The organism is Brevundimonas staleyi (assembly GCF_041893865.1).
Taxonomy (GTDB): domain Bacteria; phylum Pseudomonadota; class Alphaproteobacteria; order Caulobacterales; family Caulobacteraceae; genus Brevundimonas; species Brevundimonas staleyi.
The window spans coordinates 2,053,719-2,071,936 of record NZ_CP169082.1 but is presented as its reverse complement, the minus strand read 5'-3'; the positions used below and the strand labels follow the sequence as shown (position 1 = coordinate 2,071,936).

Genomic DNA, 18,218 nt, shown 5'->3' with positions numbered 1-18,218 from the left:
GCCCTCAGCCGTCCAGGTGTCCCGGCGTCGCCAGATGGCGGCGCAGGACGTCGAAGAAGCGGCGATCGGACCGGGCGGCCCACAGCCCGATCGCATGGGCCGCCGCCCACCACGCCAGGCCGAGCCACCAGATCCTCAGCGCCAGGCCGAGAACGAGGGCGATGGTCCCCATGGCGATCGCGTAGTCGCGCGGCATGCCGGCCATCAGCACGGGCTCGGTCAGGGCCTGGGCCACGGGCAGATCCCAGCCTTCGGGCGCGCCTGTGGGACGAGCTTCGGCCATCATCCGAGCTCCGCCCCGCCGGCGAAGCCGAAGAAGTCGAGGAAGAAGGTCGAGGCCGCGAAGGCGATCGACAGGCCGAACATGATGCCCAGGCCCCGCCGCATCGACGATCCGTTTTCGCTCATCGCGATCCCGGCGCCGAAGATCACCACCGCCACCACGGCGGCGGCCTGGACCACGGGCCCGGTGATCGACTGCACCACCTGCTGCAACGGCCCTTCCCAGGGCATTCCCGAACCGCCGGCCAGGGCCGGTCCGGCCAGCATCAGGCCGCAGGTCGTCATCGCGCCGAACAGGCGGCGCCCAAGTCTCCGTCGCATGGTTTGCTTCCCTTGTGTTCAGCGCGTTTCAGCGCGCCGCGACTCATTGCAAGCAAATCCATGCACAGGCTGTCAACAGTAAAAATACGCTTAGAATCTATGACTTACGGATGACTTACACACGACTTACAACAACTTGCAGACCGACTTGAACAACGTCAGCCAAACCTTACCGCCACACATCAGTTCAACTCACCTCTGGATCACCCAAACCCCTGATCCATAGACGGAAACAGCCGCCGCCGGCTTTCGGCCTATTTTTCGCGTCGGATCAGCCGATGATCTCGATGTCATAATCGTCGCCCGAGACGCCATTGACGGCGAGGACAGCGTCGAGACGGCGCCCCTCCCGGATCCGGCTGATATGGGCGATCAGATCGACCGCCTGACCGATCGTCCGCCTCGGCGGCGTGGCGACGACCTCCATCGCGAGGTCCTCGATGCGGCGCAGCGCATCCTCGGCGGAGTTGGCGTGCAAGGTGGACAGGCCGCCGGGATGACCCGTGTTCCAGCTCTTCAGGGTTTCCAATGCGGCCGCGCCGTCCCGCATCTCGCCCACGACGATCCGGTCACGGAGCGGCTCTGGCAAGCAGAGGATAAGCTCCTTCATGAGCAGATCTTCGTTTTGGCTGGGTAGGACGGCGGGCTGCGCCGTCAAACAGGTCGCCTGCTCTCCTTGCTGCGTCCTCCGACTCCGTGTCGCGGACTGGTTTGAGACGAGGTTGTGAGCTATGCGCAACAAGAGCGCGCGAGGATGCCGAACTTCGTGTTCGCCGAGATAGCGGGTTAGTCGAAGCCAGGTTTCCTGAAGGATGTCATCTGCATCCTGACGGCCACACTGCCTAGTCACGCGCATTCTGAGCCAAGCGGAATACCGCTTGTAGAACTCGTTCACGTCTCCACGGTCGTCACGCAGATCATTGACCTGATCGGACACAACGGCACCGCCTTCCCTCTCGCAGAACAAATCAACCGCTAGCCGAAAATGACACGGCTAGGGGACAGCGTGAAGGTAGCGATACGCGCCAACTGACGGGATGGACGTTGTTAGGCATCTTGGAAGGCGCGTTAAAACCCTGCGCAAAGAGGCCAAACTTTCGCAGGAGGAACTCGCGTTCCGCGCGGAGATGAAACGCAGCTATGTCAGCGATTTAGAGCGGGGCAAAAGAAATCCTACGGTTCGCGCACTCGGGCGTCTGGCCGTCGCCCTGGGCGTTCACCCGGCCGAACTGCTGCAAGATTGAGCCGAACGCCCGGGTGGGCCAACCTGAGGATTTTTGCCACGCAGGACAAAATTGACACGATTGGTGGGCGGCGTTCAGCGCGCTGGGCTGGCCAGAAGGGCGGATGGACGTTGTCGTTCGCTTTGGAAAAAATGTACGGGCATTGAGGGAGCAAGCAGGCTTCTCCCAAGAAGAACTCGCCTTTCGTGCCGGAATGAAGCGAACTTATCTCAGCGATCTTGAGCGCGGTACGCGCAACCCTTCTGTGCGCGCTCTGGGGCGCTTAGCCGTCGCGTTAGAAGTGGCACCCGCTCGCTTGCTCGAATAGCCGCCCCCCCGCGCGAGAAGAAAATGCGTCCTGGTGGATCGCCAGTTTCATAGCCCCAGATCAGCACCCCGCCCTCGGATCACCTGAGCCAGACCATTTCCCGTCGGCGCCAAGGTGATGGTCTTGCCGGTCTCCAACCGCTCGGCTCCCGCCCTGAGCCGCCCATAGTGCTCGACCCCGCCTCGATCACGTACAATCACGAAAGGCGCCGCGCCCGCTTCGTCGTGAAATCCCGACTTGACCACCATGCCCTTCACCGGCTCCCGACCCAGAGGCCTGACCTCCCGGCCGCCTTCAAGCCGCCTCTGGTTCAGGGTGCGGATAATGTCCCGGCGGGCCTGAAGCGTCCGAAGCCTGACTTCCAAATCACCATCGAGACGGTAGCGCCGGCGCTGCCGCGTCGCCAACCCGAGACCTTCCAGATGACGAAGCCGGCCCCGCGTCAGGGCGGCCCAGGCAGCGGCGCCGCCGACGCCGTCATCGACCAGCCCGTTCGCATCCGCAGACGACAGAAGTCTGCGGTCAAACGCCGTGAACCGGTTCGCCGTCGTCTCTTTCCAGATGCGCCTTTCGGCGTCGACCCGTGACAGATCGCCGAGCCGCTCCTGGGCGACCTCCTGCGCACGCGCCCGAAAGCCGTAGCCCATATAGTCGCGGGGAATGACCAGGTCGCGGCCGTCCGCCCGGTTCCCCCGCATCAGGACATGGGCGTGCGGTTGATCGGTGTCGTGGTGGCAGGTGGCGAGCCAGGTCAGGTCCGGCTCGCCGAGATCGGCCGACACCCGGCGCATGACGTCCCGGACGTAGCCCTCCAGATCGTCGATCCTATCGCCATGCTCGGGGGAGATGATGAACCGGAAATGATGGCGGTCCTCGCTCCAGGTGCGGAGCGCGGCGCCCGGATCCGCAGCCTCTCCGTCACGGTCGAAGAACCCCGGCCTCGCCCCTTCGACGCCGGCTCCGGCTCGACCCAGATAGGCGAAGTGAGCGGCCAGTTTGACCGCCCGCGCCGCGCCCTTGCCCGTATGGCGGCAGACCAGGGCCTTGACGACCACCCGCTGACGGATGTCGAGGCGGAAGGGGCGGCCGGACCGGTTTTGCGCCGCGCGGAGAACGCCGGACCGGTCGCCGAGCGCGAACATCCGGGAGCTGGCCAGCCGTTTCATCATCCCCATGCGGACCGGATCCCGCTCGAGCTTCAGACGCGAAGGAAGCCGGACATCCAGGCCGGGGCAACTCTCTCCGGCGCCTGAGGAGAGACGGTTCTGAATGGCCTCGCCAACGAGCATGAAGGTCACTCCGATCCGTCAGGACCAATCCGCCTGACAAGTCATTCCAAGTCATCCAGGGTCGAAAACTCTTCCGATAAGACACTGAAGAAATACAGGAAACGAGAACCGCCCGACATCCTCTTTTATCTTGCCCTAAGCCGCTTTGGACGGATTTTCAGACATGGTCGTCACACCTGCGCAAAACTCCGCAAACCTCAGCAACAACGACGGCTGAGAAACGGCCGCAAAGCATACGAGGCTCGAAAGGGGGCAGTCGCGAACCGGGTGACAAACAAGAACCCGCCCGGCCGAAGCCGAGCGGGTCTGTGGGTCAGGCGTCAGGGTCGTCCGGTTCGTCGTCCCAGAAGGCAGGGTCGCAGGGATCCGATCTGCGGATGCAGTCGTCGAACCAGAGGTCCGCAGCGGACAGCATCCCAGCCAGCTCTCGTTGCTCAGCCTCCCATTCAGGATCGTCCTGTCCGTCAAGGTCGTTTTCGAAATCGGGGGTCATCACAATCTCCAGAAAAGAACCCGCCCGGCCGAAGCCGAGCGGGTCGTTGATCTCAGTCTCGAACGATCAGGCTGCGCGCGCCTTGATGGGCACATGCCGCATCCCGTTCTCCGTCGCCTTCTGGCCGAGGTTGAGCGCCGGTCCGAACGGCCGCTGCTCCCCCCGCGCCCGGTCCACCGAATGAACCAGGGTCAGGCAGACTTCCGGTTCGAGGGCGATCAGCTCGTCGTTCGCCCGGAAGGGAGCGGCCTTGCCGTGCGCATCGAAATCCGCGCGGGCGAGGATGAGCTTCACGCCCTTCTGCTGCGCCCATCTGATCGCCAGCTTCTCGGACCCCTTCGCCCCGGTCGTCGCCAGGGCCATGTCCGGCCACTCCTTCTTGGCCCAGTTGAGCGCGTCGAAGATCCGGCCCGCGTCCTCCCGGGTATTGGCCGTCGGCGCTCCCCTGAAGGCGATGATCGGACCACCGGGATCCTGCTCGCCGGCCCGGCGGTTGCGGACCGCCCGGATCGCCTGTTTGGCTTCCAGCTGGGCGGCGGTCAGAAAGGAGCCCCGCCGGCTGCCGCGCCACGCCGTCCAGACCTCGCCGGTCGCGATCGTCCAGGTGTCCGAGGCCGCGTCCCGGATAAGCTCGGCGGCCTGCGTCGCCGCATCCCCGGCCCGGGCCGCCGCCGTCGCCTCCTGGAGTTCGACATCTGCCGCCTCCGATCCGTCGAAGTCCCGCTCCAGCGAGCGCATCGTGTCGCGGGCGCGATCGGCGTCGCGCTCGATCCGTCCGGCCGCCGAATGGAAGGCGCCGATGAGGGCTTCGCCGAGTATGGTCTGATAGTCCTCCAGCGCGGTGTCGGAGATCACGTCCACCAGCTCGGTCATGAGCGCGCGCCCGAGCTGGACCAGGGCGTCCTCGGTCGGGTGCGGGCGTGGATCGCCGAGCGAGGTGGACAGGTCGTCGAAGGCGGAGTCGGACTTCGACGAGGCGAAGGAGGCGGTGCTGTGCAGGGTCATGGGCTCATTCCTTGAGATGAAGAAATGTCGAGCGCCCCAAGCGCAACGACCCCGGTTTTGGCCACGGCGGGGTCCCCGGCAGTCACCGGAGCGGACCGCCCTTCGCGGGCCGCGGAGGGGAACGGCGCAGCCGTTGACTTCTGGGGTGGCGTGACAAAATCGGAGGGCGTTGTGTGGGGGCAAGTCCTCGCCCTCTTGGGCGAGGACACAACTCGGCGCCGTCGCGCCGATACGGACGAGGACGCGGCGCCGTCCTTCGCCCGCGGCCGACCGGGTCGGCCGCGCCAACCCGTCGACGCGGCGGCCGTTCAGCGCCTTGAAGCCGGTCGCCGCGACCGGGATCGTCACACGCCGGCCAGGCGGGCCAGCTGCTCGAACGTCTGAGGCGCGCCGCGATAGGCGATGGCCGCGTGATCGCTGCAGAAGGCGCCGCGGCTGACGGGACAGCCGCAGAGGCTGAAGCTAGGCTTTAGGGGATCGCCGAGCGGCCAGCGGCATTCTCTTCGTCGGACAGTCAGGACGGTGCGGCGTCCCACGGTCGGCGAAACGGTCGACGCATGACGGACCTCCGAGCGAGCACCGGCCGGCGGCCGGGTTCTCTCTGAGGCGGCCGGGCGGGGACGGTTCTCGCCCGCGGCTGGCTCCGGCCGCAGCGCGGAGAGCCCCAGGCGACGCACCTTGCCGAGCACGGCGCTGCGGCTGATGCCGGCGCCCAGATCGCGCGAGATAGACTCGGCGGTGCGGCCCTCGCGCCAGAGGCTCCTGAGGCGCTTAATGCGATCTTCGGTCCAGACGGTCATGGGCGGATCCTCCTCAACGAGCCCCATCGGCCCGCCCTTTTCCGCCCTTCCTCCACCCTCCGGCGCGGCTCGACGCGAAAAGGCCCGAAGCGCGAAGCGCCCCGGGCCTTGATCGCTTCTGTCCGTCCTCCGTGCGGTCAGAACGGGATGTCGTCGTTCAGGTCGTAACCGCCGGCGGCATCGGCGCCCTCGGCCACGCCGGACGGCGCGTTCGCCCGCTCCCTCCGGTTCTTCAGCCGGATGTCGCCGACAATCAGGCGCAGGTCGTAATGTTCGACCCCGTCCTTGCCGGTCCAGGTGTCGTTCTCGACGTGGCCCTGGATGACGACCCGGCTGCCCTTCTTCGCATAGGGCTCGATGTAGTTCTCGGCCGTGCCCTCGTTGAAGCAGATGCAGTTGAAGCCGGTCGTGCGCTCGCCCGGCTCGCCGTTGGCGCGGCGAAAGCGGGTGGTCTCCAGGACGCGAAAGCTCGCGCGCTTCTTGCCCGAGCCCTGGGCCGACAGAATCGAGGGGTCGGCGGCCAGATAGCCTTCGATGGTCAGGGTCTGCATGGTTCAGTCTCCTAGGATTTCGAGTTATGTGGATCAGGCGGCGGCGCGGTCGTCGGCCGCGTCGCTGTGGCGGTCCTCGGCCCAGTCGAGGACGGTCAGGCGGTTCACCACCAGCTCCTTGGCGGTGCGCTCCTGGCCGTCCTTGGCGGCGTAGGCGGTGTCGATGAAGGCGCCGACGACAACGGCTTCGCAGCCCTGGGCGAGCCCCCGGGCGATGACCTTCTCGTTCAGCCCCTTGGACCAGCTGACGCAGTTGACGCCGACCAGCCGGGGCTTGCCGGCGTTGTCGGTTCCGCGCTGCTCGAGCAGGCGAAAAACCGCCTTGCCGAAGTCCTCGCTGATCTGGGGGGCGGCCGCGAGGCGACCCGTGAACACCATGGTCTGCATGTCAGTCTCCTTGAAATCCGAGGCTGACGGGGAGCCGATCTCCCCGATCCCGCCTCACCCGAGACCTCCCTTCCTCCGATCCTTCCTGGCGGACGGGCCTTCGCCCGTCCGCGCCCGTTCAGGCCGCCACGCCATCGAGGACCGACTGCACCGGGTGTCGGCGCAGCACCGCCTCCACCACGTCCGGACGGTCGACCGGCGCGAAGACCCGCGGCGCATAGGCGATGATCTCGACGAAACACCCGAGGGCCACCAGGGCGTCGCGGTCCGCTCGCCCGCCGACGATCTCCAGCCGCCACCTGTCCATCACCCTGGAACGCTTCAGCCAGAACCCGCCCGAAAGGGCGAGCTGGACATTGCGGTCGAGCACCATGGCGGCGGTTTGCGCGCCGTCGGCCCAGGCATCGCCGACCTCGGTCAGGCCGAGCGCGGTCTTCAGACTGGCGGCCTGGACCGGGTCGAGAACCCGGCCGAGCCAGCGCCGTCCGTCCGGGGCGCGCACGCGGCGCACCGAACACCCCTTGGCCGGCAACCGTCCCCAGATCGGCAACAGCAGGCCCGTGGCCAGGGTCAGCTGGCGCGTCCGCCAGGGATCCGTCCGCGCGACCTCCTCGTCCCAGATCGCGCGCCAGCCGCCCTCGTCCGTCTCCGTCCAGGCCGACTCCTCGAACGCCTTTTCCGGCATCACCTGGCGCTGGTCCGGACGCAACAGGCGCACGGCCGACACGAGCCGGTCGTCATCGGTCGTCGTCGTCAGGCCCAGCTCGGCGAGGGCGGCGCGTCCCGATCGCTCGTTGACCACCAGGCGAAACGCAGCATCGCGCGCGCCTTCCAAGGCGGCCTGCGAGGTGACGATTTCGCGCCGGACCTTGAGCGAGAAGGTCACCAGCGCCGTTTCCGCGCCGGTCGAGACATCGGTCCGGATGGTCTCGGCCTCGATCACCTCCAGCTCCTCCGCCTCGATGTCTTCGAGGCCCCGGTCCAGCTCGCCGGACGCGGCGGCGCGTTCGAGGATCCCGCCGAGAATGCGGTCGTAGTCCGCGAACAGGGCGTTCTGATCGGCGATGCGCAGGGCCAGCAATCGATTCAGGAAGGTGTGGATCGGCGGCAGGTCGTCCGAGGGCTTGAGGGCCCCGTCGGCGTCGCGCAGTCTGAGGCCGGTCCTGGTCTCGAAATCCTCCAGGCTCACGGACGACAGTTCGCCGAAGCCGAGCGCGCCGTAGAAGACCAGCAAGGCGCGTCGCGCCCAGGGGCTCTCGAGATTGTCCTCGGCGCGGAAAAGGCCCGCGCCCGCCGTACGGCGCTCTCCGCGCGTCAGCGCGCCCAGGGAGTCCAGCCGGCGCGCGATGGTCGAGGTGAAGCGCTTCTCGCCGTGGATGTCGGTGGTCACGGGCCGGAACAGCGGCGGGCAGGCCTGATGGGTCCTGTGGCTGCGCCCGAGTCCCTGTATGGCCGTATCCGCGCGCCAGCCGGGCTCGACCAGATAATGGCTGCGCCTCTGCTTGTTTGGCGACGACAGGTCGGCGTGATAGCTGCGTCCGGTGCCGCCCGCGTCCGAGAAGATCAGGATGCGCTTGCGGCCGGACATGAAGGCGTCGGTCTCCGACCGCGCCGCCGAGGCGCCGCGCCGCTCGACCAGCCGCCGACCATCGCGCAGGACCACTCGGCGCGATCGGCCGGTGATCTCGGCCACCGCGTCCGTGCCGAAGGTCTCCAGCAGGGCGTCCAGGACGCCGGGGACAGCGGGCAGCAGGGCCATCCGCTCAATCAGGTCTTCGCGCCGCCGCAGCGCCTCCTGGCTGGCGGCCGGTCGACCGTCGATCATGACCGGGACCAGGGTGACGGCGCCGTCCTCGCCCTCGATGGCCTCCATCAGATTCACCGGGAAGGCCTCGCGCAGATAGTCGAGGACATATTCGCGCGGGGTCAGGTCGATGGAGAGGTTGTTCCACTCCTCCGGCGGGATGGACGCGAGCCGGCGCTCCATCACCGCCTCGTTGGTTGAGACGATCTGGACCACGGCGGAACGCCCTTCGGCCAGATCGGTGCGGATCGAGGCGGCCAGGGTCGGCGCCTTCAGCCCGGCCAGCAGATGGCCGAAGAAGCGGAGCTTGGCGCCCTCGAAGGCAGAATGGACCGCGGACGCCGCGAGACCGCTCTTCGCCTTGCCCTCCGCATCGTTGACGCCTGTCGCCTTGAGCGCCTCGGCCAGGTTGGCGTGGATCAGCTGGAAGGCGTCGGCCCAGGCGTCCCAGATGCGGATGTCGTCCTCGGTCAGGGCGTGGAAGAGCGGCTCATACTCGACGCCCTCGAACGACAGGGACCGCGCGACATAGAGGCCGAGCGCCTTGAGCTCGCGCGCCACAAGCTCCATGGCGGCGACTCCGCCCTTGTCCATGGCATCGAGGAAGTCATCGCGGGTGACGAACGGCGCCTCCGGTCCGCCCCACAGCCCGAGCCGCGAGGCGTAGGCGAGATTCTCCGCCGTCGTGGCGCCGGTCGCCGAGACATAGAGCACGCGCGCCTTCGGCAAGCGGTTCTGCAGGGCCAGACCCGCCATCCCCTGAAGGGAGGCCTTCCTGGCTCCCCGCGCGCCCTTTCCGCCGCCGGCCGCGTTGGCCATGGCGTGGGCCTCGTCGAAGGCGATGACGCCGTCGAAGTCCTCGCCCAGCCAGGCGACGATCTGATCCAGTCGCGAAGCCTTCTCGCCTCGGGCCGGCTGGCGCAAGGTCGCGTAGGTGGTGAACAGGATGCCCCGGTCCAGCCGGATGCCTTCGCCGAGCTTCCAGCTGCTCAGGGGCAGGATGTCATGGGCGCCGCCGCCGATCGCGCCCCAGTCACGACGCGCGTCCTCCAGCAGGGCGTCGTTCTTGGACAGCCACAACGCCTTGACCCGTCCCTGGGCCATGTTGTCGGCGATGACGGCGGCGATCTCCCGGCCCTTGCCGCAACCGGTCCCGTCGCCAAGGAAGAAACCTCGGCGCAGTTGAAAACCGCCCTCGACGTCCTCGTCCGACAGGGAGAGTTGGTGCGCGACCTCGCCCGGCCGCCACCAGGCCGGCAAGTTCCCGGCATGGGCCTCGCCGGCGTAGATCACGGTTTCGGTCTGGGCGTCGGAGATCCGTCCCTCGTCCCGCACAGCGGGCGGCAGGACCGGCCGATAGGTCGGAGCCGGCGGGGAGACGGACGCCATCGGCCCGGATTCCACCAGTGGCGAAGGATGCGGCCGGGCCTCCGGCAGACCGATCCGGGCCAGCTGATGGGCCTGATAGAGACCGACATCCCGGCCCTCGCCCGCCCAGGGCCGACACTGGTAGGCGACCGGCGCCGCCCCGGTCAGAAATCCCAGCCGGCCGGACGGCAACGCCAGCGAGCGGTTGCGGCTGGTCAGGAAGGCGCTCGCCGCCACCTCCAGCCGGGCGCGCGGTTTGACGCCCGCGCGCCCCGTCACGGCGGCCGCCAGCGCGGCGCAAGCGGCGAGGTCCTCGCCGCCCGTCAGCGGCGGCGGGGGTCCGTCCGGCTCCGTCCTGTCGACGACGAGGAGGCCGGTATCGACGGTCGTGCCATGTCTGGCGAAGGCGCGTGACGGAAAGGCGATCCGGGCGCGGATCCGGCCTTTCGACCCCAGCCGCGCCAGCAGGGCGTCATCGCCCAGGGCGGTCAACGGCACGATGGCCGCCATGCGTCCGCCGTCGGCGAGGGCGGAGAAGGCGGCGACCAGATGAGCTTCAAGCTCGGAGAAGGGCGGATTGCAGACCGCGACATCGAAGCGACCGGCGTTAGGCAGAACATCCTGAACGTGGCGGCCGTCGTGACGGGATCGCGTCGCCCTCGGGAAAAGGCCGTCGAGTAGATCGGCCCGGCCGGCGCCGATCTCATTGAGGGTCAGTTCGCCGCCGCAGGCCTCCGCGACGACGGCGATCAGACCGGTGCCGGTCGACGGCTCCAGCACCCGGTCGCCCGGCCGGACCTGAGCAGAAAGAACGGCGAGCGCGGCCAGCTCCGGCGGGGTGGAGAACTGGTCCAGCGCGACCTGCTCCTCACTGCGGCGGCTGTGGGTCAGACCCAGGCCGCTCACGCTCGCCAGCAGGGCGGCGATCTCGGCGGGGGCGTCCTCGAGCCGGCCCACCTGCGGCGCGAGCCGGCGTAGCTGCAACACCGTCGCCGCCTCGATCGCCTCATAGGCGTCGCGCCAGGACCAGACGCCCTCCGCGTCCGAGCCGCCGAAGCCGGTGGTCATGACGTTGGAGACCAGCTTGCGGTCCAGGGGTCGCGAGCGCGCGAGATGCGTGGACAGGGCGCGGGCGACGGCGAGGACGTTCGCGGCCCGGTCGCCGGCTGAGGGCGCGTCGAACAGGGACAGGGAGGTTGAGGACGGAGTGAAGGAGCGTGGAGATGCCGACATGATGAGAGGTCCGATCGCGCGGAGCGGCGGGCTCATCCCTCCGGTCCTCCAGGCGCGTCCTCGACCGCCCTTCCTCCGCCTTTCGCCGAGCGAGACCTCACGCGGAAAGCCCGCCCCGGCGAGGAGCCGGAGCGGGCTTTCTCAACGACCGCCGCGCTAGGCCGCGTCTGTCAGCGCCGCGCGGCCCGCGGGCGTCACCTCGAAGGCGCCGGCGCCGTCGTCCTGCCCGGACGGAGTTGGCGAGTCCGCACCCTCACCGGAACTTTCGGCTTCCATCGCCTCGGAGACTTCCGGCTCGGGCGGAGCCGTCCAGGACAGGCTCGCAGGCGCCCAGCCCTTCTCCGCCGCCTTCTCCTCGACCCAGGGAACGAGGTCCATTTTCCTGAAGCAGGCGGCGCGGATATCGGCGTCACCCATTTGCTCCAGCATGCTTAAAAGCAGCGGCTTGGAATGCGACTTCAGGAATTCGGCGTCTGGCGTCCAATGCAGGGCGATGTCAGCCCCGCAGAGTTCCGCCAGTTCGGCGGCCTCGGCCCGTGCGGCCCGCCGGATCAGGCTTGTCCGGTCCTCCCGGAGGTCGAGGGTCAAGGCCGTCAGCTCAGCCAGCAGGGCCATCTTGTCGCCGTGGGCGAGACCATCGACCCAGGCGATGACGGTCTGGCCGGAGGCCTCCCAGGCGGCCCGACGATCCCCGAGTCTCTGGCGCACCTCGCCGTCAAGCGCCTCGATCATGCGTCCTCCGGTGGGATTGAACCCGGCTGCGGTCACCGCCAGGGCCGATTCCGACCGGACGACGGGGCAGCGGACGGCGACCTGGTTGAACAGTCGGGCGATCAGGGCGGTGAAGGCCGTTCCCGGGTCGTCGGCGAGGGCGCGTATCAGGCCGCGTGTCGCCACATCGGTGCGCACCGCGTGCAGGGCGTGATTGACACCCTCCGTTTCGGGCTCGGGCGCATCGACCTCCGGCGGACGGTAGGCGGGCTGGGGCGGCGCCCCGGCCGGGACCACCTCGGCGTCCTCGACCTGACCTTCGACCTCCGGCTCCACGGGCGTGTAGCACTGGACCTCGATACCGGTCCGGCTCGAGGGACTCAGGACGAGCACGGTCGCCACGCGGCCTTGCCAACCCGCCTGGTCCATCACCAGCCGGGCGCGGATCATGGCGTCGATCGCGGCGTCGACGGCCTCCGTCTCGGGGGTCTCCGCCAAAAGCGTGCAGAGGGTTTCCGCCGCGGCGTTGAAGGCGTCGCGTGCGTCCCGGTAGAGGGCCATGGCGGCGCCCGGCAGCATGCCGCCGTAAACGTAGCCGAGCGTCTCTAGGTCGTCGGGCAGGTCCGGCCGAGGGCCGGCCGTGACGTGAACGGTCAGGCCCTCGGCCTCGAACGCCCTGGCGATTTCGCGGGCCCGCGTCGTCCAAACCTCCGTGAGGATCGCCGGATCGAGCAGGACGGGGGCCATTTCACCGAACAGGTCGGTCTCCGTTCGACCGCCAGCCGCCGCGTACCGCTCGGGACCGACGAGGGCGCAGCGCGGGTCGCGTGCGGTGACCCGGCCCTCGTCGAGCTTCTCGGTCACCCGCCAGTCCTGGAAGCCATGGCCGTCCAGCGCCATCCGGGCGAGGTCGGCCTGTTCCGCCTTGTCGGGAAGCCGGGCCAGCAGCTTGGCCTGACGCAGGTTCAATCGACCCATCTTCAAAGCTTCCAAGGCAATCTGCGGCAAGGCCGAGAGAGCTGCCAGACGCTTGACGTCGAGTTCGGCGTAGCCGAGCGCCTTGGCGATGACCGGAACGCCGAGTTTGCCCTTCAGCATCCGTCCGATCGCGGCGATGACGTCCGCGACATGGACGGGCACGGCGGTATTCGTCAGCAGCACGGCCGCCGCCTGACGCTTGGGGTCGGTCTCGACGACGATGTCGACCGGGAAGTCCTCGTCGATCCGGCCCTGATCGAGCAGGTGTCGGAAGGCCAGGATCCGGCGCCGTCCGTCCAGAGCCATATGAGGCTGTTCCTTCTTGCCACGCCCCGGGCGAACGGTCAGCGCCTGAAGCTGACCCGCCGCGATCAGGGTCTCGGCGAGCAGAGGAATGTCCTCGTCCGGCGGCTCTTTGTAGCGAAGGTTCTCGGGCGCGATATCGGTGTTCCGCAAGGCGACGGTTCTTCGGTCGCGCGCGGCGGCGGCCTGGACGGGAGTGGGGACGAGGGCGAGTGCGGTGGAAGGGGAACGGCGCATGGGGGATCTCCAACCGGGGCGGGGCCTATCCCCGCCGGTCCGGCGCCCCGCCCCGCCCTTCCTCCGCCTCCAATGCTTTTGCGCTGGCCTGGTCCGCTTCGTTCCAGTCCCCGAAGGTGCTGGGCGGCCGGGCGATCATGGCGTCGAGTTCCAGGCTCAGGAGCCGGGCCCGCAGGCGGATCGCGGCCCGTTCGCCCGCAACTCCGTTGTCCGCCGCGATCAGGACGTCCCGCACGCCCGGCGGCGGCGACCACCTCGACAGATTGCCGGCGGATAGCAGCGCCCATCCAGGTCGTCCGAAGCGTCGGATGGCTGAAAGGGTGGTGATCACCCCCTCCCCCACCACCATCCGGGAGCTGGCCGCCATGAGCCGCACGGCGGATCCGGCGGGGACCGCGCCAATGGTTTTGCGCGGCGCCGCGATTCCGACCGCCTGGCAGCCGTTGGGATCGAGGTAGGTGATCTCGACGCCAGTCAACGCGCCCGTGACGTCGCTGATCTTCGCGAGCATGGCGCCTCGCGTCCGTCGTCCCATCGCGTACACGGCGAGGGGAGCCGAAGGATGATCGCGAAGGTCCGTGAGATCATCACGCCAGGGCACGCCCCTGAGCCGCAAATGCAGGGCCGCCCTGCCCGCGGGAGTCGCTGCCTGACCGCCTTCCCAAAGACACTCCGCGGCCTCGATGCGCCGTCTGAGGTCGATATGGGGGACAGATGCAGCGCAGCCGCCGCCGCGCGGGCGCCGCTGTTCGTCGATGAGGCCCCGCTGTGTGAGATCGTCCAGGGCCGCCCGCCAGTCCGCCGCGCCGAACCCATGGGCAACCACGCGACCGTCGCTCAGGACCAGCGAGATCGACCGGTCAGCAGCGCTGTGGCCCGGCGCCGGCACGTTGGCGCGGGCGCCGTTCTGGTAAAGATCTCCGCCCAGGGCGGAAACGATGGCGCGCAGGCTCATCAGAACAGTCCCAGGGACCGGAAGCTGGCCGTGCCGTCGCGGCCGACGATGAGATGGTCATGCACCTGAATGTCGAAAACGCGGGCGGCTTCGACGACCTTGCGCGTCATCTCGATGTCAGCTCGAGACGGCTGGGGATCGCCGGAGGGATGATTGTGCACCAGAATGATCGCCGATGCAGAGAGCTCGAGAGCGCGGCGCACTACTTCGCGCGGGTAAACGGGCGCATGATCCACGGTTCCGAACCCCACAAGTTCCTCGCGTAGAAGCTGATTTCTTTTGTCCAGAAACAGGGCTCGAAACTGTTCGCGGGGCTCTTCGACAAGAGAGACCCGAACGTAAGCCAGCAAGGCCGACCATGATGACACCACGGGACGGCTTTCGGCCTCGGAGCGGGCAAGGCGTTCGCAGAGCAGCCGAAGCAGTTTCAGGTCCGCCACTACGATCGCATCGACGCCCTCCACCCGCGCCAGTTCAGCATCATCGGCGGCCGCGATGGCGGCCAGGCTCCCGAAGCGCCGAAACAATTGGCTGGAAACACCATGCGAGTGCGACGACATCTGTCTGCGCGCCAGCATGACGGCCAAGAGGGCTTTGTCGTCGAGCCGGGCGCATTGGCCGATGGCTGAATCGGGCCAGTCGTCCGCTTCGGGTCGTGTCTGGGCGTGGGATATCATGGCGGCGCACTCCGTTTGCCGCTCCGCATGGAGCGCGCGCCGCCTCCCTTCCTTTCCCTCCAAGAAGCGCGTCGTTCGAGTAGCCGCGCGGCGTTCTGGTCAGGATTAGCCGCCGCTAATCGACCTCCAGGTCGCCACAAGCACGATTCTAACGATGCGTCGGTCGAAATCAGGGAGACAGAATGAACTGTCCCGCAACGCGGTGACCGCGAATCAGCCTGTGCCCCATATGTGCCCCAAGCCGATTTTCGAAGGGGCCGCCCGAAGGCGACCCCTGAAAAAGACCATAAAATTCAGAAGATTAAATGGTCGGAGCGACAGGATTCGAACCTGCGACCCCTTGACCCCCAGTCAAGTGCGCTACCAGGCTGCGCCACGCTCCGAGAGGCCGGTCCTATAGCGGCGGGTGGGCGTCGCCGCAAACGAGAAAACGCACCTTGTGTTCGATGGCGCGTTTCAGCGCGCCAGAACGGCGTCGAGACGCGCGCGCGCGCTCTCGAGATCGGCCAGAACCGCTCTCAGATCGCCATCGACGCGGGGCGTTTCCGGGGTGGTCGCGAGCCGAGGAGCGGCGGCCGACGTCGCCTTCGATTCGGCGTCCATCTGGAAGGCCGTGTCCGGATCGCCATAGGCCGCCAGTCGCGCCAGCCCCTGATCCTTGTGCAGGCGCTGCACGCCCTTGATGGTCAGGCCCTCGTCATGCAGCAGGCGACGGATCGCCTTCAGCACCACGATGTCCTGCGGCCGATAGAAGCGGCGGCCGCCGGCGCGCTTCACCGGGGCGACGAACGGAAACTTGGTTTCCCAGAAGCGCAGCACATGCTGTGGCGCGCCCACGGCCTCGGCGGCCTCCGAAATGGTCCGGAAGGCGTCGGGGCCCTTGGCCATCAGGCCCCCGCGCCGTGCACGCGCGACTTCATGATCTGGGAGGCGCGGAAGCTGATGACCCGGCGCGGGTTGATCGCGGCCGGTTCGCCGGTCTTGGGGTTGCGGCCCATACGGGCGCGCTTCTCGCGGACCTGGAAGACGCCAAAGCCCGACAGCTTGACCGTCTCGCCCTTCTCCAGGCTTTCGACGATCAGTTCGAGCGTGCGCTCGACCATGCTGGAGCACTCCTGCCGCGACAGGCCCACCTCTTCGTGGACAGCCTCGCACAGGTCCGCGCGCGTCAAGGTCTGCAGTTCGCCCAAGGTCGTCCCCTCTGTCCCAGCACGCCCCATAAACGGCGAAAAGCGGGCAAAGTCAAAGGACACCGTGGCAGTTACAGCCTGAAGGCGCAGGCTCCCCAGGTCAGACCGCCGCCCATGGCCTCCAGCAGAACCAGGTCGCCCTTCTTGATCCGGCCGTCCTGGATCGCCGCATCCAGCGCCAGCGGAATCGAGGCCGCCGACGTGTTGGCGTGCATGGCCACGGTCGAGATCACCTTGTCCTCGTCCAGCCCCAGCCGGTCGCCGACGCCCTTGATGATTCTCTGATTGGCCTGGTGGGGCACGAACCAGTCCACCTCGGGCACGGTGATGCCCGACGCCTCGCAGCAGGCCGTGATGGCCTCGGCGATGTTCACCACGGCGTGGCGGAAGACCTGGTTGCCGGCCATGCGCAGATGACCGACCGAACCCGTCGTCGACGGGCCGCCGTCGACATAGAGCAGATCCGTCTTGGTCCCGTCCGAGCGCAGGGCGAAGCCGAGCAGCCCCTGATCGGCCGTCGTCCCCTGCCCTTCGCGCGGTTCGACCACGATGGCGCCGGCGCCGTCGCCGAACAGGACGCAGGTCGTCCGGTCGGACCAGTCCATCAGCTTCGTCATTTCCTCGGCGCCGATGACCAGGGCGCATTTGGAGAGGCCCCGCGCCACAAAGCCGTCGGCGACCGAGAGAGCGTAGACGAAGCCCGAGCAGACAGCCTGGACGTCGAAGGCGATGCAGGTCGGGGCGCCGATCTTGCGCTGCACGATCGAGGCCGTGGACGGGAAGGTCATGTCCGGCGTCGTGGTGGCGACGATGATCATGTCCACGTCGGCGGCCGTGCGCCCGGCGTCGGCCAGGGCCTTCTTCGCCGCCTCGACGGCCAGGTCGCTGGTCGGCTGGTCGTCGCGCGCCTTGTGGCGCTGGCGGATGCCAGTGCGCTCGATGATCCATTCGTCCGAGGTGTCGACGAACTCGGCCAGGTCGGCGTTGGTCACCACCTGTTCCGGCAGATAGGAGCCGACGCCGGTGACGGCGCTGCGGATAACACTCACGAAACGCTCTCTGACTGGGTCGAGGGCGCGTGCATGACGTCCCCCAGACGACCGAGGTTTGCCCCCACGGTCTGCATATAGTCGCTGCGGGCCAGATCGACCGCGATGCGGATGGCGTTGCCGAAGCCTTTCGCGTCGGCGCCGCCGTGGCTCTTCACCACGATCCCGTTCAGGCCCAACAGAGGCCCGCCGTTGATGGCCGAAGGATCGATCTTCTGCCCCATGGCCTTCAGGGCCGGCATGGCGATGGCCGCGCCGATCTTGGCCTGCAGGCTGGAGGTCAGGGCCTCGCGCAGCAGGGTCGAGATGAAGCGGGCCACCCCTTCGGCGGTCTTCAGGGCGATATTGCCGGTGAAGCCGTCGGTGACGACCACGTCCACCGTGCCCTTGGCGATGTCGTCGCCCTCGACGAAGCCGTGATAGTTCAGGCCCAGGCCGCCTTCGCGCAGGATCCGCGCGGCCTCGCGCACCTCCTCATGGCCCTTCATGTCCTCGGACCCGACGTTCAGCAGGCCGATGGTCGGCTTCTCGACGCCATGGACCGCCGTATGGAAGGCCTCGCCCATGATGGCGAACTCGACCAGTTGTTCGGCGTCGCTCTCAATGTTGGCGCCGACGTCCAGCACGGCGGTCACGCCACGCGCCGTGGGCCAGCTGGCCACGATGGCGGGACGCTCCAGACCCGGCGCTGACATGCGCAGGATCAGCTTGGAGATGGCCATCAGGGCGCCGGTGTTGCCGGCGGAAACGACCGCGCCGGCCTCGCCCGACTTCACCGCCTCGATGGCGTTCCACAGGCTGGTGCCCTTGCCGCGCCGCATGGCGGTGGCGGGCTTCTCGTCCGAGGCCACCTTGGTCGCCGTATGACGGATGTCGCAGATGTCGGAGGTCAGGTTGTGCTTGGCCAGTTCGGCCACGATCGCCTGTTCGTCGCCGTGCAGGAGGAAACGGACCCCCTCCCCGCCATGGCGGCGGGTATAGTCGCGGATGCCGCCGACGACGACGGGCGGGCCATGGTCGCCGCCCATGGCGTC

Annotated in this window: 19 protein-coding genes, 1 tRNA gene and 1 pseudogene; 2 read left to right on the top strand and 19 right to left on the bottom strand. The window is 68.1% G+C overall.

Features of this window, described 5'->3' with window-relative positions; translation table 11 throughout:
• Window positions 1-4: 4 nt before the first annotated feature.
• From ACETK8_RS10485 to ACETK8_RS10470, 4 genes and pseudogenes are all read right to left on the bottom strand, one after another.
• Window positions 5-283, bottom strand: coding sequence for a VirB3 family type IV secretion system protein (locus ACETK8_RS10485; RefSeq protein WP_183217398.1), 279 nt, complete (start codon window positions 281-283; stop codon window positions 5-7).
• Window positions 283-603 (bottom strand): TrbC/VirB2 family protein, encoded by a 321-nt coding sequence (locus tag ACETK8_RS10480; protein ID WP_183217400.1) that lies wholly within the window; start codon window positions 601-603, stop codon window positions 283-285. The genes ACETK8_RS10485 and ACETK8_RS10480 overlap by 1 nt, the downstream gene beginning before the upstream one ends.
• 271 nt (window positions 604-874) lie before the next feature.
• Window positions 875-1,261: an ATPase, T2SS/T4P/T4SS family gene (locus ACETK8_RS10475; protein ID WP_374039391.1), complete on the bottom strand. Its 387-nt coding sequence runs from the start codon at window positions 1,259-1,261 to the stop codon at window positions 875-877.
• A gap of 90 nt (window positions 1,262-1,351) precedes the next feature.
• Window positions 1,352-1,459: pseudogene (locus ACETK8_RS10470) on the bottom strand (RNA polymerase sigma factor); the annotation flags it as partial.
• 181 nt (window positions 1,460-1,640) lie between these two features.
• On the opposite strand from ACETK8_RS10470, the gene ACETK8_RS10465 reads away from it, so the two are divergent.
• Together ACETK8_RS10465 and ACETK8_RS10460 are read left to right on the top strand one after the other, a co-directional pair.
• The gene (locus ACETK8_RS10465; RefSeq protein ID WP_183217226.1) at window positions 1,641-1,847 is read left to right on the top strand and encodes a helix-turn-helix domain-containing protein; all 207 of its coding nucleotides are present in this window, start codon (window positions 1,641-1,643) and stop codon (window positions 1,845-1,847) included.
• Window positions 1,848-1,950: 103 nt separating this feature from the next.
• Entirely contained in the window at window positions 1,951-2,154 is a 204-nt protein-coding gene (locus ACETK8_RS10460; protein WP_183217224.1) for a helix-turn-helix domain-containing protein, read from the top strand.
• Between the two features lie 47 nt (window positions 2,155-2,201).
• Here the strand turns inward: ACETK8_RS10460 and ACETK8_RS10455 are convergent, their stop codons facing one another.
• The 15 genes from ACETK8_RS10455 to plsX all read right to left on the bottom strand — a co-directional run bounded on the left by ACETK8_RS10455 (window position 2,202) and on the right by plsX (window position 18,212).
• Window positions 2,202-3,443: a DUF3363 domain-containing protein gene (locus ACETK8_RS10455; RefSeq protein ID WP_183217222.1), complete on the bottom strand. Its 1,242-nt coding sequence runs from the start codon at window positions 3,441-3,443 to the stop codon at window positions 2,202-2,204.
• 313 nt (window positions 3,444-3,756) lie between these two features.
• Window positions 3,757-3,936: a hypothetical protein gene (locus ACETK8_RS10450; protein ID WP_183217220.1), complete on the bottom strand. Its 180-nt coding sequence runs from the start codon at window positions 3,934-3,936 to the stop codon at window positions 3,757-3,759.
• Between the two features lie 66 nt (window positions 3,937-4,002).
• Window positions 4,003-4,941 (bottom strand): DUF2493 domain-containing protein, encoded by a 939-nt coding sequence (locus ACETK8_RS10445; RefSeq protein ID WP_183217218.1) that lies wholly within the window; start codon window positions 4,939-4,941, stop codon window positions 4,003-4,005.
• A 344-nt stretch (window positions 4,942-5,285) separates the two neighbouring features.
• Window positions 5,286-5,741 (bottom strand): GcrA family cell cycle regulator, encoded by a 456-nt coding sequence (locus tag ACETK8_RS10440; RefSeq protein ID WP_183217215.1) that lies wholly within the window; start codon window positions 5,739-5,741, stop codon window positions 5,286-5,288.
• A gap of 137 nt (window positions 5,742-5,878) precedes the next feature.
• On the bottom strand, window positions 5,879-6,292 hold the full coding sequence (locus ACETK8_RS10435) for a single-stranded DNA-binding protein (protein ID WP_183217213.1): 414 nt from the start codon (window positions 6,290-6,292) through the stop codon (window positions 5,879-5,881).
• Between the two features lie 33 nt (window positions 6,293-6,325).
• A complete protein-coding gene (locus ACETK8_RS10430) occupies window positions 6,326-6,679 on the bottom strand; it encodes a single-stranded DNA-binding protein (protein WP_183217211.1) in 354 nt (117 codons plus the stop codon).
• A 118-nt stretch (window positions 6,680-6,797) separates the two neighbouring features.
• Window positions 6,798-11,084 (bottom strand): bifunctional class I SAM-dependent methyltransferase/DEAD/DEAH box helicase, encoded by a 4,287-nt coding sequence (locus tag ACETK8_RS10425; RefSeq protein ID WP_289648495.1) that lies wholly within the window; start codon window positions 11,082-11,084, stop codon window positions 6,798-6,800.
• A gap of 156 nt (window positions 11,085-11,240) precedes the next feature.
• On the bottom strand, window positions 11,241-13,313 hold the full coding sequence (locus ACETK8_RS10420) for a ParB/RepB/Spo0J family partition protein (protein ID WP_183217207.1): 2,073 nt from the start codon (window positions 13,311-13,313) through the stop codon (window positions 11,241-11,243).
• A gap of 25 nt (window positions 13,314-13,338) precedes the next feature.
• Window positions 13,339-14,268, bottom strand: a complete 930-nt coding sequence (locus ACETK8_RS10415; RefSeq protein ID WP_183217205.1) for a toprim domain-containing protein — start codon at window positions 14,266-14,268, stop codon at window positions 13,339-13,341.
• Window positions 14,268-14,945: a RadC family protein gene (gene radC, locus ACETK8_RS10410; RefSeq protein WP_152950460.1), complete on the bottom strand. Its 678-nt coding sequence runs from the start codon at window positions 14,943-14,945 to the stop codon at window positions 14,268-14,270. Before radC ends, ACETK8_RS10415 begins: the two co-directional genes overlap by 1 nt.
• Before the next feature lie 306 nt (window positions 14,946-15,251).
• Window positions 15,252-15,328, bottom strand: a tRNA-Pro gene (locus ACETK8_RS10405).
• Window positions 15,329-15,401: 73 nt separating this feature from the next.
• Window positions 15,402-15,833 (bottom strand): MerR family transcriptional regulator, encoded by a 432-nt coding sequence (locus tag ACETK8_RS10400; protein WP_374035969.1) that lies wholly within the window; start codon window positions 15,831-15,833, stop codon window positions 15,402-15,404.
• Window positions 15,833-16,126, bottom strand: coding sequence for an integration host factor subunit alpha (locus ACETK8_RS10395; RefSeq protein WP_374039390.1), 294 nt, complete (start codon window positions 16,124-16,126; stop codon window positions 15,833-15,835). The genes ACETK8_RS10400 and ACETK8_RS10395 overlap by 1 nt, the downstream gene beginning before the upstream one ends.
• Window positions 16,127-16,206: 80 nt before the next feature.
• On the bottom strand, window positions 16,207-17,184 hold the full coding sequence (locus ACETK8_RS10390) for a beta-ketoacyl-ACP synthase III (RefSeq protein WP_374035968.1): 978 nt from the start codon (window positions 17,182-17,184) through the stop codon (window positions 16,207-16,209).
• On the bottom strand, window positions 17,181-18,212 hold the full coding sequence (gene plsX, locus ACETK8_RS10385; protein WP_374039389.1) for a phosphate acyltransferase PlsX: 1,032 nt from the start codon (window positions 18,210-18,212) through the stop codon (window positions 17,181-17,183). The genes ACETK8_RS10390 and plsX overlap by 4 nt, the downstream gene beginning before the upstream one ends.
• Between the last annotated feature and the right edge of the window lie 6 nt (window positions 18,213-18,218).